Consider the following 15,035-nt stretch of genomic DNA (forward strand, 5'->3'; position numbering starts at 1 on the left):
CCCCATGTAGTTATGGCTTTTCCCATCACCCCCTAGATGTAGTGTTTATCCACACATTATTCACAATGAATAGGCTGTGTATAAACCGGGATTTCTTTTAATTTTTGGATACTCACGCAAAGGTAAAAACGCGACATGAACCAGAGTCTGCTCGTTACTAAACGCGATGGCCGCCAGGAGCGCATTGATCTCGACAAAATTCACCGTGTGCTGGACTGGGCAGCTGAAGGGCTGAACAACGTCTCAGTTTCACAGGTTGAGCTGCGCTCTCACATTCAGTTCTATGATGGCATCAGAACCTCTGACATTCATGAGACCATCATCAAGGCCGCAGCAGACCTCATCTCCCGCGATGCCCCTGACTATCAGTACCTGGCTGCCCGCCTGGCGATCTTCCACCTGCGCAAAAAAGCGTATGGTCAGTTTGAGCCGCCAAAGCTCTATGACCAGGTCGTTAAGATGGTCGACATGGGCAAATATGATCGTCACCTGCTGGAAGATTACAGCCAGGAAGAGTTTGCGCAGATGGACGAGTTCCTCGACCACTGGCGTGACATGAACTTCTCCTATGCCGCTGTGAAGCAGCTGGAAGGCAAATATCTGGTGCAGAACCGCGTTTCGGGTGAAATCTACGAAAGCGCGCAGTTCCTCTACATTCTGGTCGCCGCCTGCCTCTTCTCCGGCTACCCGCGCGACACGCGTATGGATTACATCAAGCGTTTCTATGATGCGATCTCGACGTTTAAAATTTCCCTGCCGACGCCAATCATGTCTGGCGTACGCACCCCAACACGTCAGTTCAGCTCCTGTGTGCTGATCGAGTGCGGCGACAGCCTGGACTCCATCAACGCCACCTCCAGCGCGATTGTGAAATATGTCTCTCAGCGTGCCGGCATCGGTATCAACGCCGGTCGTATCCGTGCGTTGGGCAGCCCGATTCGCGGCGGTGAAGCGTTCCATACCGGCTGTATCCCGTTCTACAAGCATTTCCAGACCGCGGTGAAGTCCTGTTCTCAGGGCGGCGTTCGTGGCGGCGCAGCCACCCTGTTCTACCCGATGTGGCATCTGGAAATCGAAAGCCTGCTGGTGCTGAAGAACAACCGTGGTGTTGAAGGCAACCGCGTGCGTCACATGGACTATGGTGTACAGCTCAACAAGCTGATGTATCAGCGCCTGCTGAAGGGCGAAGATATCACCCTGTTCAGCCCGTCTGACGTGCCTGGCCTGTATGACGCATTCTTCGCCAATCAGGATGAGTTTGAGCGCCTCTATACCAAATATGAGCAGGATCAGAGCATCCGCAAGCAGCGTGTTAAAGCGGTCGATCTCTTCTCACTGATGATGCAGGAACGCGCCTCTACTGGCCGTATCTACATTCAGAACGTCGATCACTGCAACACCCACAGCCCGTTTGACCCGAGCATCGCGCCGGTTCGCCAGTCTAACCTCTGCCTGGAAATCGCCCTGCCGACCAAACCGCTGGAAGATGTTAACGACGAAAACGGTGAGATTGCCCTGTGTACGCTCTCTGCGTTCAACCTCGGCGCCATCGAAAGCCTCGACGATCTGGAAGAGCTGGCTACCCTGGCCGTACGTGCGCTTGATGCGCTGCTCGACTATCAGGATTACCCAATCCCTGCTGCCCAGCGTGGCGCGATGGGTCGTCGTACCCTGGGTATTGGCGTCATTAACTACGCCTACTATCTGGCGAAGCATGGTGTGCGCTACTCCGATGGCAGCGCCAATGGCCTGACGCACAAAACCTTTGAAGCGATTCAGTATTACCTGCTGAAAGCCTCAAACGAGCTGGCGAAAGAGCAAGGTGCCTGCCCGTGGTTCAATGAAACCACCTATGCGCAGGGCATTCTGCCTATCGACACCTACAAGAAAGATCTGGATGCGATCAGCAACGAACCGCTGCATCTCGACTGGGAAAGCCTGCGTGAAGAGATTAAAACGCACGGCCTGCGCAACTCGACCCTGTCTGCGCTGATGCCGTCTGAAACCTCGTCGCAGATCTCCAATGCCACCAACGGTATTGAGCCTCCGCGCGGTCACATCAGCATCAAAGCGTCAAAAGATGGCATCCTGCGTCAGGTCGTGCCGGAGTATGAGCGTCTGAAAGATCAGTACGAACTGCTGTGGGAAATGCCGAACAACGATGGCTACCTGCAACTGGTGGGTCTGATGCAGAAATTCATCGACCAGGCGATTTCGTCCAACACCAACTACGATCCGTCGCGCTTCACCAACGGTAAAGTGCCGATGAAACAGCTGCTGAAAGATCTGCTGACGGCGTATAAGTTCGGCGTGAAAACGCTCTACTATCAAAACACCCGTGACGGTGCTGAAGATGCGCAGGATGACCTGGCACCTTCTATCCAGGATGATGGCTGCGAGAGCGGCGCCTGTAAGATCTAATGGTCAGGCGGGAGAATCTCCCGCCTCATTCATTTCACGAGGCCTGGCTTCGTCTACTTTTGGACAACTTTTATGGCTTACTCCACTTTCTCACAGAACAAAAATGATCAGCTGAAAGAGCCGATGTTTTTCGGTCAGTCCGTAAACGTGGCGCGCTTCGACCAGCAAAAATATGACATCTTTGAAAAGCTGATCGAAAAGCAGCTCTCCTTCTTCTGGCGTCCGGAAGAGGTCGACGTTTCACGCGATCGTATCGATTACCAGGCGCTGCCGGACCACGAAAAACATATCTTTATCAGCAACCTGAAATATCAGACGCTGCTGGATTCTATTCAGGGCCGCAGCCCGAACGTCGCGCTGCTGCCGCTGATCTCGATTCCTGAACTGGAAACCTGGATTGAAACCTGGGCGTTCTCAGAGACGATTCACTCCCGTTCTTACACCCACATCATCCGTAATATCGTTAACGATCCGGCAGTGGTGTTTGACGATATAGTCACCAATGAGCAGATTCTGGCGCGTGCTCAGGATATCTCACGCTATTACGACGATCTGATTGAGATGACCAACTACTGGCATCAGCTGGGTGAAGGCACGCATCAGGTCAACGGCAAACCGGTTGTCGTCAGCCTGCGCGCCCTGAAGAAGCAGCTCTATATCTGCCTGATGAGCGTCAATGCGCTGGAAGCGATCCGTTTCTATGTCAGCTTCGCCTGTTCATTCGCGTTCGCCGAGCGCGAGCTGATGGAAGGCAATGCCAAAATCATCAAGCTGATTGCCCGCGATGAAGCGCTGCACCTGACCGGCACCCAGCACATGCTGAATCTGCTGCGCAGCGGTGAAGACGATCCGGAGATGAAAGAGATTGCGGCAGAGTGCCGTGAAGAGTGCTTCGAGCTGTTTAAGAAAGCAGCGCTGCAGGAGAAAGAGTGGGCAGAATATCTGTTCAGCGGCGGCTCAATGATCGGCCTGAACAAAGATATTCTCTGCCAGTACATTGAGTACATCACCAATATCCGTATGCAGGCTGTTGGCCTTGATTTGCCGTTCCAGACGCGCTCAAACCCAATCCCATGGATTAACTCCTGGCTGGTCTCTGACAACGTTCAGGTTGCGCCGCAGGAAGTGGAAGTGAGCTCCTATCTGGTGGGTCAGATCGATTCTGAAGTAGGCGCTAACGACTTCGACGACTTCCAGCTTTAATTATGAGCCGCGACGTTGTTATTCTGCGCAGTTCCGGCACCCGGCTGGAATGCACAGACGAGCATACCAATCTGCTGACGCTGCTGGAAGCCAACAATCTCTGCGTGGAGTTTCAGTGCCGCGAAGGTTACTGCGGCTCCTGCCGGATGCGGCTGCTGAAAGGCGAAGTGCATTACCCACAGCGGCCGCTGGCCTTTGTGCAGCAGGATGAGATCCTGCCCTGCTGCTGCAAAGCCAAAGGCGAGATTGAGCTGGAGTTATAACTGAGGTGGCGTTTGTCAGATTGCTGCCCAAGTTAAATACGGGTAAACCTGACAGCAATTGATCAGCCAGAAGCGCAGGGAACACGGTCAGAAGAGGAAAGCGTCCCGCCGCCCGGATAAAAACGCCGGGAGCGTTTTTGAACAACGCAAAGCGTTGGCCCGGCTAAGGGCGCACCTCAGGGATGAGGTGCGTAATCGCGCGGGCCGAGCAGTCAGGGATGACGCTTTTGCGTCTTTCCGATCTGACCGTGTTCCCTTCGCAGGCTCGATCTAAAAGCCACCTGGGCTAAGTTGGTCAGCATTCTGAAATAAAACGGGCGCCTCAGGCGCCCGTTTTATTTTCACTGATATTACTGTCTGACAGTTTCGACCACATCAATCCAGCCGTAACCGGTGCTCACTTCGCTGCCGTGTAACCAGCGGCGCAGCATGTTCATCGCCATCATTGCCACCACCTTCTGCCGCGTCTCCAGATTATGGCGACCGGTACTGAACTTCACGCGCTGACCAAAGCTGCCATCCGGCGTATGCAGCACCACCGAAATCTCTTCCTGCTCCAGGCTGCCAACAGAGAGCGCCAGCGCGGCCTGCTGCTGTGCAGCAAGTTCGCGGGTGCGGATCACCTGCTGCTCCAGCGTCTCCTGCCCGGATGGCAGGATGTCAGCCCCACGCAGCGGCACGCTGGCACCAGCCAACTGCCAGTAGAGCAGTCCGGCGGTGTATTGCTCACTGACTGCCAGCTGCTCACCGCGCTGCTCCAGCTCACGTGCCAGCAGCGCCGGTAAGCCTTCGGTGCCTTCGAAAATGGTGCACTCCGCCAGTTGCAGGCGCACCTGCTGCCACACCTGCTCCATCGCCACCCGCTGACTGGCCGGGCCGGTGAGCTTGATCTCAATGATCGGCATGGACGAGCGATATCCCATGACCACGCCTTCCGGCAGCGCCAGCGGCTCCAGTTCGGCGGCAATATCGCTTTCACCGCGACCAAAGGTGGTCAGCCGCAGACAAATCGGTGGCTCGGGCGGTGAAAATTTCGCTTTCAGACGGGGGATGATCTGCTGCTCCACCATCACTTTAAATTCAGACGGCACACCAGGCGTGAAGAACATCCAGCATCGATTGAGTTGCAGGGCAAAGCCACAGGCGGTACCGACCGGATTATCAATCAGTTCCGCATTGGCCGGGATTTCCGCCTGCTTGCGATTGCTGGCCGCCATCACGCGTCCCCGGCTGGCGAACCAGGCTTCCATCTGTTCCAGCCACTCCTGCTGCACCTCAAGCTCAACGCCACAGGCTCTGGCTGCTGCCAGCGCACTGAGATCGTCACTGGTCGGCCCCAGACCGCCATTCACAATCAGCACATCTGCCTCATGGCTGCGCGCCTGTAGCGTGGCGATTAGCGATTCGAGTGAATCTCCTACCGTGGTACGGCTGGTCATAGGCAACCCTTGCTGGAACAACATATCCGCCAGCCAGGCTGCGTTGGTATCGACGATTTGGCCATGCAGCACCTCATCCCCGGTCGACAGCATCTCTACTCTAATCACGTTGAGTTCTCCTTTTCACGTTTGCTTTACTGTACGAACTCCTCCCGCCAGACACAATCGGCATCACCAGGGATTGTGACCATTGCGTCTCAGGCACGTTGCGCATAAAGATAGCGAGGGTGAAGCAGGATCAAGGGTGGTGAAGGTGTTCAGAGAGTTAAAAACCAATAAAAACGGCGGGATTGCCCCGCCGCTTTTTTACTACTGTTGTCTGCTACAACTGAGTCAGCGAATCGCGATTAACGACGCGCCAGCAGCAGACCAAGTACCAGACCGGCTGTTGCACCGATACCGACACCCTGCCACGGTTTTTCGTGCACGTAGTCGTCTGCACGGTAAGCCGCTTGTTTAGCGCGATAGTAGTAGCTATCGGACGCCTGGCTGACACGGGATTTCACATCGTTCAGCGCCTGTTCGGCTTTGCTTTTAAGCTCAATGTACTTCTGATCGGCCGGATCGCCTGATGCCTTAAGGACTTCTTCCAGCGTTTCAGTCAGTAACGCAATATCGTCATCGAGGCCCGTTTCGAATTGATTTGTCTGATTAACCATCGTTTCCTCCGTGTGAATTGCAAAGCAGTTCATTAACTATAGTCATAATCTGGCGCTCTGCTGATTTCCTGCTCCAGGAATCACCTGATTTTTCATCTGTTAATCTTGTTCAGTGCAGGCTGTGCGCCGTTTCGCTACGCAAAGAAGTGTAAGACGCAGCGGCAACCGCGGAATTTCGCTTCGCTTCTTTGATTAATCTGATAAATTTTGTCGTGACTGAATTTTCCAGTAACCCTACTGTCGTACCCCTCTGTTGCCTGTGATTATCGGGCCATGAAAGTGCATTTTGCACGACAGTCACGACACCCTCGAACAGCTAAGGAATAATCTCTGGCATGAATCGAAGAATGTTTATGAAAGCGTCAATGGCCTTCTCCGCCGTCAGCGGCATGACCGGCCTGTCAACGCTGTTTGCGCAATCCGCATGGGCAGAAGATGGCATTGCTGACGGAACCGCCGTACGCTTCGATTTCGACGTATTGAAGAAAAACGCGGCTGCGCTGGCGAAAAAACCCTGGGGCGGAGCACCGGGCGCGCTGCCGGAGACGCTGGCCACACTGACCCCGCAGGCGTACAACGAAATTCAGTATGACGCCAACCACTCACTCTGGAACAACCTGCCCGATCGTCAACTGGACGTTCAGTTCTTCCATGTCGGTATGGGCTTCAAGCGGCGCATCCGCATGTTCTCTGTTGACGGTGAGAGTCGCGAAGCACGCGAAATTCACTTCCGTCCCGAATTGTTCAACTACAACGACGCCAAAGTTGATACGAAGCAGCTGGAGGGCAAAACTGACCTCGGCTTCGCCGGTTTCCGCGCCTTTAAAAAACCGGAACTGGCCCGTCGCGACATCGTCTCCTTCCTTGGCGCAAGCTACTTCCGTGCCGTTGACGATACTTTCCAGTACGGCCTCTCGGCGCGTGGCGTAGCGATCAACACCTTCAGCAATGGCCAGGAGGAGTTTCCCGATTTCACCGCCTTCTGGTTTGAAACGCCAAAAGCGGAAGATACCACCTTTACCTGCTACGCCCTGCTGGATGGTGCCAGCGTCACCGGTGCTTATAAATTCATCATCCATTGCGAAGAGAAACGCGTGGTGATGGAGGTGGAAAACCACCTGTTTGCCCGTAAAGAGATCCGTCAGATTGGCATCTCGCCAATGACCAGCATGTTCAGCTGCGGCACCAACGAACGCCGCATGTGCAACACTTACCATCCGCAGATCCATGACTCCGATCGCCTGGCGATGTGGACCGGTAAAGGCGAATGGATTGCCCGCCCGCTGAATAATCCTCAGCGTCTGCAGTTCAACGCCTATGAAGATGAGAATCCGCGTGGGTTTGGCCTGCTGCAGCTTAATCACGACTTCAAAGATTATCAGGATGTGATTGGCTGGTATGACAAACGTCCCAGCCTGTGGGTTGAGCCGATCGGTAAGTGGGGCAAAGGCGCGATCAACCTGATGGAGATCCCGACCACGGGTGAAACGCTGGATAACGTGGTCTGCTTCTGGCAACCGGCTGAGCCGGTCAAAGCGGGCAGCGAGCTGAACTTCTCCTACAAGCTTTACTGGAGTGGTCTGCCGCCGGTGCGTAGCGGTCTGGCGCGCGTGGATGCAACCCGTACCGGTATCGGTGGTTTCCCGGAAGGCTGGGCGCCTGGCGAACACTTCCCGGAAACCTGGTGCCGCCGCTTCGCCATTGATTTTATTGGTGGCGATCTGCAGGCTGCTGCGCCGAAAGGGATTGAGCCGGTGATTACCGTTTCATCCGGTAGCGTGAAGCAGGTTGAGATTCTGTATGTCGATCCGCTTAAGGGCTATCGCATCCTGTTTGACTGGTATCCGAATAGCGATTCCACCGAGCCGGTAGAGATGCGTCTGTTCCTGCGCAGCAAAGATGAGACGCTGAGTGAAACCTGGCTCTATCAATATTTCCCGCCTGCGCCGGATCAGCGTAAATATGTCGATGACCGCCAGATGACGGTGGGTTGATGTAAAAAAGGCGAGGCTCAGGCCTCGCCTTTTTTATGGCGCGTTCTTCAGCATATCGACGTGAGGGATCCCATCTTCCAGGTAGTTCTCCCCCACCGCGACAAAGCCATGCTGCCCATAGAAACTTTCCAGATGCGCCTGCGCAGAGAGAAACAGATCGCGGCCCGGCCAGTGCTGCTGACAACTGTTGATTGCCTGCTCCATCAGACGATTCCCCAGCCGCGCACCACGAACCCGATCTGAAACAATCACCCGTCCGATTTTCACCGGGCTGGTCTCATCCTCCGGAGAGAGCAGTCGCGCATAGGCCACTAGTTGGTCATCCGCCATTCCCAGCAGATGCCGGTTTTCCGCCTGCAAATCTTTGCCATCCACATCAAGGTAAGCGCACTGCTGTTCCACCACAAACACGGCACTGCGCAACGCCAGCAGTGCATAGAGCTGTGAGGGGGTCAGTTCGCTATGGTGTTTATCCTGCCAGTTAATGTCCATGGTCTCTCCTTTAAACCACACACTCTACATCAGCGCGGTGTCGCCAGCACCTGCTGGTGACACTATCTTACAGGCAAAAAAAATCAGGCCCGGAGGCCTGATTCGTCAGTCGCAGCAACGCGCTTACATCAGCGGCTGAGCCATCTGCACCAGTCTGATCAGCGGCTGCGGGTAAACCCCTAACAGCAGCACCAGAATGGCAGAAATCAGTACTACCACACCACCGGCCGTAAATGCCCAGTTAGCCGGGGTATCACGGGTATGCAGTTCTGGCGGGCTGAGGTAGAGACTCACCGTCACGCGCAGATAGTAGTAGAGGCCAATCGCACTACCCGCGACTACAGCACCGGTCAGCCACCACAGGTGCGCACTGACGCCTGAAGCGATAACGTAAAATTTACCGATAAAGCCCAGCGTCATCGGGATACCCGCCAGTGACAGCATCATCACCGTCATCACCGCTGACAGAATAGGACGATGCCAGAACAGACCGCGGTAGGAGTAGAGCGAGTCAGCATCCGGGCCACGATACGGGCTGGACATCAGACTTACCACACCAAAGGCACCCAGGCTGCTGAACAGATAACCGGCCAGGTAAACGCCCGACGTTTCCAGCGACAGCTGATGATCTTTCACCGCAATCAGCGCCACCAGCAGATAACCGAGGTGGGCGATAGAGGAATAACCCAGCAGACGCTTGATGTTGCTCTGCGAAATCGCCATCAGGTTACCGAACAGAATCGACACGAAGGCGATCATGGCCAGCACTGTGCGCACCGCTTCGCTGTCAGTCACCGGCGCATACATAAACAGACGCATGATGACACCGAAGATTGCAATCTTGCTGGCGGTGGCCAGGAAGGTTGAAACCGGCGCAGGCGCACCCTGATAAACATCGGGGGTCCATAGGTGGAACGGAACCAGTGAGAGTTTAAAGCCCAGACCGATGATCATCATACCCAGACCCACCAGCAGCAGTGGCTCGTGGATCATGCTGTCAGTCAGGCTCTGGCCCAGCGCCACAAAGCTCAGGTTACCGGAGTCGGCGTAGATCAGCGCAATACCAAACAGCAGGAACGACGAGGCCGCCGCCGAAAGAATGGTGTACTTCAGCGCGGCTTCCAGTGAACGTTTCTGGCGGAAGGCGTAACCAATCAGACCAAACAGCGGCAGCGAAAGCAGCTCAATGCCGATGAACAGCGAAGCCAGATGGTTAGCACTGGCCAGCACGATGCCACCGAGTGCCGCAATCAGCACCAGCAGGTAGAACTCATCTTTGTTGTCCGGGAAGCCCGCCAGCCATGGATAGGCAAAGGTGCAGGTCGCCAGACTCGCCAGCATAACCAGCGCGGTATAAAACATCGAATAGCCATCGACGCGCAGCAGCGGCGTGACATCCATCGCCCCGACCTGACCGACAAAGTAGAGCGAGAGCAGCGCCAGGTTCAGGCCAACTACCGTTAGCGTGGCGTTAACGAAGTGGTTGCGTCGCCAGGCAATGGACAGCATCACAACCACCACCGTCAATCCGACGATTAACAGCGGTAGCAACGCAATCAATTGGTGAGGAGTTATTGTCATGGCGAATTACGGCCTTGTAGTTGAAATTGAAGCGGTAAACCACTGCTGAATATTGCTCATGGCAGCGTGCGAAGTATCCAGAATCGGCTGTGGATAGACGCCCAGCAGCACCAGCAGCACCACCAGAACACCGATGGTCATAAACTCACGCGGTGACATGCCTGGCAGCGGATCTTTCGATTTCGCTTCGCCGTAATAAGCGCGCTGCATCATCACCAGCGAGTAAATCGAGGCAAACACCAGACCAAAAGTCGCGATGATGATAATCATCGGCACCACCTGGAAGCTGCCGGTCAGAATCATAAATTCGCCGACGAAGTTACCGGTGCCGGGCATACCGAGGTTGGCAACAGCAAAGAACAGCGACAGACCCGGAATCCATTTGATGCGCGACCACAGGCCACCCATCTGACGCATATCACGAGTATGCAGACGCTCATACAGCTGACCACACAGAATGAAGAGTGCTGCAGCGGAGAGACCGTGCGCAATCATCTGAATCACCGCGCCCTGCAGCGCCAGCTGGCTGCCGGTGTAGATGGCAATCAGCACAAAGCCCATGTGCGAAATCGAGGTGTAAGCAATCAGACGTTTGATATCAGTCTGCGAGAAGGCCATCCAGGCACCGTAGAAGATACCGATGATGCCTAACCACATGGCGATTGGCGCAAACTCGGCTGACGCATTCGGGAACAGCGGCAGACTGAAACGCAGTAAACCGTAAGCTGCGGTTTTCAGCAGGATACCCGCCAGGTCGACAGAACCGGCCGTTGGCGCCTGACTGTGCGCATCCGGCAGCCAGCCGTGCAACGGTACCACCGGCATCTTCACCGCAAAGGCGATAAAGAAGCCCAGCATCAGCAGATATTCAACACCGCTCGACATTGGCGTCTGCAGCAGCTGTTCATAGTTGAATGTCCAGACGCCAGTCGCATTGTAGTGGACAAACACCAGGCCCAGAATCGCAATCAGCATCACCAGACCTGAGGCCTGGGTGTAGATGAAGAATTTGGTCGCGGCGGAAATACGGGTTTTGCCGTCCGATGCTTTATGACCCCAGAGCGCGATGAGGAAGTACATCGGCACCAGCATCATTTCCCAGAAGAAGAAGAACAGGAACAGGTCGATGGAGAGGAACACACCGATTACGCCGCCCAGGATCCACATCAGGTTCAGGTGGAAGAAGCCCTGATACTTTGAAATCTCATTCCATGAACAGAGCACCGCCATCAGACCGAGCAGGCCGGTCAGCACCACCATCAGCAGCGACAGACCATCAATGGCTAAATGGAAGCTGATACCGAAGCGTGGGATCCACGGAACGGAGAAACTTGACTGCCACTGCGGAATGCCCGCTGCCTGCGTCAGTGAATAGCCTCCCTGCAACCAGAGTTGCAGTGAAAGCGCCAACGTCAGCCCCATAGTGATCAGTGCGATCCAGCGTGGCACCTTCGCGCCGAGGCGCTCAGTGAGCCAGCAGATCAGACCACCGACGAAGGGTATGATAATTAGCCAAGGTAATAACACGGCACACTTCCCTTTTCTTTGTCTTAGTTCGGGCTATCTTACTTGCCATTTTGGCTCCCGGCAGTGCTCGCAATCCTCACATACCTCGGTATGCTCCGGTTGCTGTGCGCTGGCGGTAACCAAACTGGCCGCGACGATAACGCCCTTGCTCAGGACAATTTTTGACATTCTCAATGGGCAGATTAGCTAACCTGCCCCGCTCATCAATCTTTAAATCACCAGCAGCAGAGCAAGCACCAGCACGGCGCCCACGCTCATTGACGCAACGTACCAGCGCAGGTAGCCATTCTCACTGACTACCAGGCCTTTGTTGGCAATACGTGACAGCAGCGCAGGCAGGTTCATCAGGCCATTCAGTGGGTCGCGCTTCAGCAGCCACGCAATACCCAGATAAGGTTTGACGAACACTTTATCGTAGAGCCAGTCGAAGCCCCAGGCCGCAAACCACCAGGTGCCGAAGAAACGGCCTGGTGCACTGTTTGCGATACGGGTAACCAGCTCACGTTTGCCCAGCCACAGCGCGGCAGCGATCAGAATGCCGACAATCGCTACGACGCCCGAGGTGATTTCAAGTCCCACTTTGCCCGCTTCACCGAATTCATTGGCTGGCAGTACACCTGCCAGCGGCGGCGTGATCAGCGCACCAATAAAGGTGGAGAGCAGCAGCAGCACAATCAGCGGCAGATGATGGGTAATACCCTTACCGGCGTGCGCATGAATTTTCTCTTCGCCGTGGAACACGATGAAGATCATGCGGAAGGTATAGATAGAGGTCAGGAACGCCCCCACCAGACCCGCAACCATCAGGTTGATGTGACCGTTAGCCAGTGCGCCAAACAGGATCTCATCTTTACTGTAGAAGCCCGCCGTAATCAGCGGCAGTGCCGCCAGCGCCGCGCCGCCCACCAGGAAGCAGGTGTAGACCAGCGGAATGCTCTTACGCAGGCCACCCATTTTGAAAATGTTCTGCTCGTGATGGCAGGCCAGAATCACTGAACCCGAAGAGAGGAACAGCAACGCTTTAAAGAAGGCGTGCGTCATCAGATGGAAAATCGCCGCATCCCACGCCTGAACACCCAGCGCCAGGAACATGTAGCCAATCTGGCTCATGGTGGAGTAAGCGAGAACACGTTTGATGTCGGTCTGTACCAGCGCGGCAAAGCCTGCCAGCACCAGGGTAATCGCCCCGATAATCCCGACCAGATGCAGCACTTCCGGCGTCAGCAGGAAGAGACCGTGGCTACGGGCAATCAGGTAGACACCTGCTGTCACCATGGTCGCGGCGTGGATCAGTGCCGAAACCGGTGTCGGACCGGCCATCGCATCTGCCAGCCACGTCTGTAACGGCAGCTGTGCCGATTTACCGACCGCGCCACCCAGCAGCATCAGCGTTGCCCACTGCAGCATATGGTTATCTGCGGCAAAGTGCGCAGGAGCCAGCTCCATCATCTCGCGGAAGTTCAGCGTGCCCAGCTCGTTGTAGAGAATGAACAGACCAAATGCCAGGAAGACGTCGCCCACGCGGGTAATGATGAACGCTTTCATCGCCGCTTTGCCGTTTTCCGGATTGCTGTAGTAGAAACCGATCAGCAGATAAGAGCAGAGGCCTACCCCTTCCCAGCCCAGATACATCAGCATCAGGTTATCGGCCAGCACCAGAACAACCATGCTGGCGATAAACAGGTTGGTGTAGGCGAAGAAGCGGGAGTAGCCCTCTTCTCCACGCATGTACCAGGAGGCGAACATGTGAATGAAGAAACCGACACCGGTCACGACAGACAGCATGGTCAGCGACAGGCCATCCAGCGTCAGGTTCACCTTCATGTCGAAGTTGCCGACATGCATCCAGGTCCAGAGCGCCTGCGTGTAGGCTTGCTGACCGTTGGCGAAGAAGTCAAAACCGACCATCGCCGTGGTCAGGGCCGCCAGACCCACGGATCCCATACCAATCGTGGCCGACAGGTTCTCTGACCAGCGACCGCGCGAAAACGCTAACAGCAGAAAGCCGATCAGCGGAAACAAGACAGTTAAATAGAGAAGATTCATCCGCGCATCTCGCTCACAGTATCAATGTTCAGCGTCTGACGACGACGATAGAGCTGAAGCAGCAGTGCCAGACCAATACTGGCTTCCGCTGCCGCCAGGCTGATCGCCAGGATATACATCACCTGTCCATCGGCCTGACCCCAATAGCTCCCGGCAACCACCAGGGCTAAGGCGGCGGCGTTGATCATGATTTCAAGGCCGATCAGCATAAACAGCAGATTGCGGCGTATTACCAGCGACGTCAGTCCAAGGACAAACAGCACGGCAGCAAGAATCAATCCATGTTGTAACGGGATCATGCGCTCTCCTTTTTCACCTGAGCGGCGTCAGCATTACGGTTACTCAGGACTTCGCCCTGACGCTCTTCGCGACCGATATGGAACGCCACGACCAGACCCGCCAGCAGCAGCATTGAGGCCAGTTCAACCGCCAGTACGTAAGGACCAAACAGGCTGATGCCGACCGCTTTGGCGTCGATGATGGTGCCATCGATGCCCTGATCGTTGGCAGTCAGAATGGCGTAGACCATTACGACCAGCAGCAGCAACGAGACGATACCCGGGCCAATCCACAGTGACGGGCTGAGCCACTCACGCTCCTGCTTCTCGGTCTGCTTGCCTAAGTTCAGCATCATGACCACGAAGACGAACAGCACCATAATGGCACCGGCGTAGACGATGATCTCCAGCGCACCGGCAAAATAGGCTCCCATAGAGAAGAAGACGCCCGCGATCGATAACAGCGAAACGATCAGGTACAGCAACGCATGTACCGGATTAGTGTGGGTAATGACGCGCAACGTCGTCAGCACCGCCACCAGCCCGCAAAGATAAAACGCAAATTCCATGCCTTGCTCCTTAAGGTAATAAGCCTTTGACGTCGATAGGCTTCGCTTCGTTTTCTGCTTCGCCCTTATCTTTACCGTCAATCGCCATACCTGCCATGCGGTAGAAGTTGTACTCCGGATATTTACCCGGCCCCGAAATCAGCAGATCGTCCTTCTCATACACCAGATCCTGACGCTTAAACTCACCCAGTTCGAAATCGGGGGTCAGCTGAATCGCCGTGGTTGGACAGGCTTCCTCACACATGCCGCAGAAGATGCAGCGTGAGAAGTTGATACGGAAGAACTCCGGGTACCAGCGGCCATCTTTGGTTTCGGCTTTCTGCAGCGAGATACAGCCAACCGGGCAGGCAACCGCACACAGGTTACAGGCGACGCAACGCTCCTGACCATCCGGATCGCGGGTTAACACGATACGGCCACGATAGCGTGGTGGCAGATAAACCGGCTCTTCCGGATACATCTGAGTTTCACGTTTGGCGAAGGCGTGCAGCCCGATCAGCCAGATACTGCGAACTGTCGTGCCAAAGCCTACGACAATATCTTTCAAAGTCATTTGTTAACCC

13 protein-coding genes are annotated in these 15,035 nt (G+C 55.3%); 4 read left to right on the top strand and 9 right to left on the bottom strand.

Annotated features, from left to right (window positions below; genetic code table 11):
- Positions 1 to 135: 135 nt before the first annotated feature.
- The 3 genes from nrdA to yfaE all read left to right on the top strand — a co-directional run bounded on the left by nrdA (position 136) and on the right by yfaE (position 3,887).
- A complete protein-coding gene (gene nrdA, locus AFL22_RS10565; RefSeq protein ID WP_010258098.1) occupies positions 136 to 2,421 on the top strand; it encodes a class 1a ribonucleoside-diphosphate reductase subunit alpha in 2,286 nt (761 codons plus the stop codon).
- Positions 2,422 to 2,493: 72 nt separating this feature from the next.
- The gene (nrdB, locus tag AFL22_RS10570; protein WP_010258096.1) at positions 2,494 to 3,624 is read left to right on the top strand and encodes a class Ia ribonucleoside-diphosphate reductase subunit beta; all 1,131 of its coding nucleotides are present in this window, start codon (positions 2,494 to 2,496) and stop codon (positions 3,622 to 3,624) included.
- Between the two features lie 2 nt (positions 3,625 to 3,626).
- A complete protein-coding gene (yfaE, locus tag AFL22_RS10575) occupies positions 3,627 to 3,887 on the top strand; it encodes a class I ribonucleotide reductase maintenance protein YfaE (protein ID WP_010258095.1) in 261 nt (86 codons plus the stop codon).
- Positions 3,888 to 4,237: 350 nt separating this feature from the next.
- Here the strand turns inward: yfaE and AFL22_RS10580 are convergent, their stop codons facing one another.
- Together AFL22_RS10580 and elaB are read right to left on the bottom strand one after the other, a co-directional pair.
- Complete coding sequence (locus tag AFL22_RS10580) at positions 4,238 to 5,434, bottom strand: nicotinamide mononucleotide deamidase-related protein YfaY (protein WP_052271377.1); 1,197 nt, start codon at positions 5,432 to 5,434, stop codon at positions 4,238 to 4,240.
- A gap of 239 nt (positions 5,435 to 5,673) precedes the next feature.
- Positions 5,674 to 5,985: a stress response protein ElaB gene (gene elaB / locus AFL22_RS10585; protein WP_010258091.1), complete on the bottom strand. Its 312-nt coding sequence runs from the start codon at positions 5,983 to 5,985 to the stop codon at positions 5,674 to 5,676.
- 335 nt (positions 5,986 to 6,320) lie between these two features.
- Here elaB and AFL22_RS10590 point away from each other — a divergent pair, with 335 nt between their 5' ends.
- Entirely contained in the window at positions 6,321 to 7,979 is a 1,659-nt protein-coding gene (locus AFL22_RS10590; protein WP_052271378.1) for a glucan biosynthesis protein, read from the top strand.
- Positions 7,980 to 8,012: 33 nt separating this feature from the next.
- Here AFL22_RS10590 and AFL22_RS10595 read toward each other — a convergent pair whose 3' ends face one another.
- The 7 genes from AFL22_RS10595 to nuoI form a co-directional block, all read right to left on the bottom strand.
- The gene (locus tag AFL22_RS10595) at positions 8,013 to 8,471 is read right to left on the bottom strand and encodes a GNAT family N-acetyltransferase (protein ID WP_010258085.1); all 459 of its coding nucleotides are present in this window, start codon (positions 8,469 to 8,471) and stop codon (positions 8,013 to 8,015) included.
- 123 nt (positions 8,472 to 8,594) lie between these two features.
- Positions 8,595 to 10,052: an NADH-quinone oxidoreductase subunit NuoN gene (gene nuoN, locus AFL22_RS10600; protein WP_010258083.1), complete on the bottom strand. Its 1,458-nt coding sequence runs from the start codon at positions 10,050 to 10,052 to the stop codon at positions 8,595 to 8,597.
- A gap of 6 nt (positions 10,053 to 10,058) precedes the next feature.
- Complete coding sequence (nuoM, locus tag AFL22_RS10605; RefSeq protein ID WP_010258081.1) at positions 10,059 to 11,579, bottom strand: NADH-quinone oxidoreductase subunit M; 1,521 nt, start codon at positions 11,577 to 11,579, stop codon at positions 10,059 to 10,061.
- Between the two features lie 210 nt (positions 11,580 to 11,789).
- Positions 11,790 to 13,625, bottom strand: a complete 1,836-nt coding sequence (gene nuoL / locus AFL22_RS10610) for an NADH-quinone oxidoreductase subunit L (protein WP_010258078.1) — start codon at positions 13,623 to 13,625, stop codon at positions 11,790 to 11,792.
- The gene (nuoK, locus tag AFL22_RS10615; protein WP_003854236.1) at positions 13,622 to 13,924 is read right to left on the bottom strand and encodes an NADH-quinone oxidoreductase subunit NuoK; all 303 of its coding nucleotides are present in this window, start codon (positions 13,922 to 13,924) and stop codon (positions 13,622 to 13,624) included. Before nuoK ends, nuoL begins: the two co-directional genes overlap by 4 nt.
- Positions 13,921 to 14,472 carry an NADH-quinone oxidoreductase subunit J gene (nuoJ, locus tag AFL22_RS10620; RefSeq protein ID WP_052271379.1) on the bottom strand — a complete coding sequence of 184 codons (552 nt, stop codon included), beginning with the start codon at positions 14,470 to 14,472 and terminating at the stop codon, positions 13,921 to 13,923. Before nuoJ ends, nuoK begins: the two co-directional genes overlap by 4 nt.
- 10 nt (positions 14,473 to 14,482) lie before the next feature.
- Positions 14,483 to 15,025: an NADH-quinone oxidoreductase subunit NuoI gene (nuoI, locus tag AFL22_RS10625; protein ID WP_003854239.1), complete on the bottom strand. Its 543-nt coding sequence runs from the start codon at positions 15,023 to 15,025 to the stop codon at positions 14,483 to 14,485.
- Between the last annotated feature and the right edge of the window lie 10 nt (positions 15,026 to 15,035).

It is taken from the genome of Pantoea sp. CFSAN033090 (assembly GCF_001264395.1).
GTDB classification, from domain to species: domain Bacteria; phylum Pseudomonadota; class Gammaproteobacteria; order Enterobacterales; family Enterobacteriaceae; genus Pantoea; species Pantoea agglomerans.

Bases quoted from the DNA above. Each gene is read 5' to 3' on its own strand.
- nrdA (WP_010258098.1), top strand. From the start codon at position 136: ATGAACCAGAGTCTGCTCGTTACTAAACGCGATGGCCGCCAGGAGCGC.
- nrdB (WP_010258096.1), top strand. From the start codon at position 2,494: ATGGCTTACTCCACTTTCTCACAGAACAAAAATGATCAGCTGAAAGAG.
- yfaE (WP_010258095.1), top strand. From the start codon at position 3,627: ATGAGCCGCGACGTTGTTATTCTGCGCAGTTCCGGCACCCGGCTGGAA.
- elaB (WP_010258091.1), bottom strand. From the start codon at position 5,985: ATGGTTAATCAGACAAATCAATTCGAAACGGGCCTCGATGACGATATT.
- AFL22_RS10590 (WP_052271378.1), top strand. From the start codon at position 6,321: ATGAATCGAAGAATGTTTATGAAAGCGTCAATGGCCTTCTCCGCCGTC.
- AFL22_RS10595 (WP_010258085.1), bottom strand. From the start codon at position 8,471: ATGGACATTAACTGGCAGGATAAACACCATAGCGAACTGACCCCCTCA.
- nuoN (WP_010258083.1), bottom strand. From the start codon at position 10,052: ATGACAATAACTCCTCACCAATTGATTGCGTTGCTACCGCTGTTAATC.
- nuoL (WP_010258078.1), bottom strand. From the start codon at position 13,625: ATGAATCTTCTCTATTTAACTGTCTTGTTTCCGCTGATCGGCTTTCTG.
- nuoK (WP_003854236.1), bottom strand. From the start codon at position 13,924: ATGATCCCGTTACAACATGGATTGATTCTTGCTGCCGTGCTGTTTGTC.
- nuoJ (WP_052271379.1), bottom strand. From the start codon at position 14,472: ATGGAATTTGCGTTTTATCTTTGCGGGCTGGTGGCGGTGCTGACGACG.
- nuoI (WP_003854239.1), bottom strand. From the start codon at position 15,025: ATGACTTTGAAAGATATTGTCGTAGGCTTTGGCACGACAGTTCGCAGT.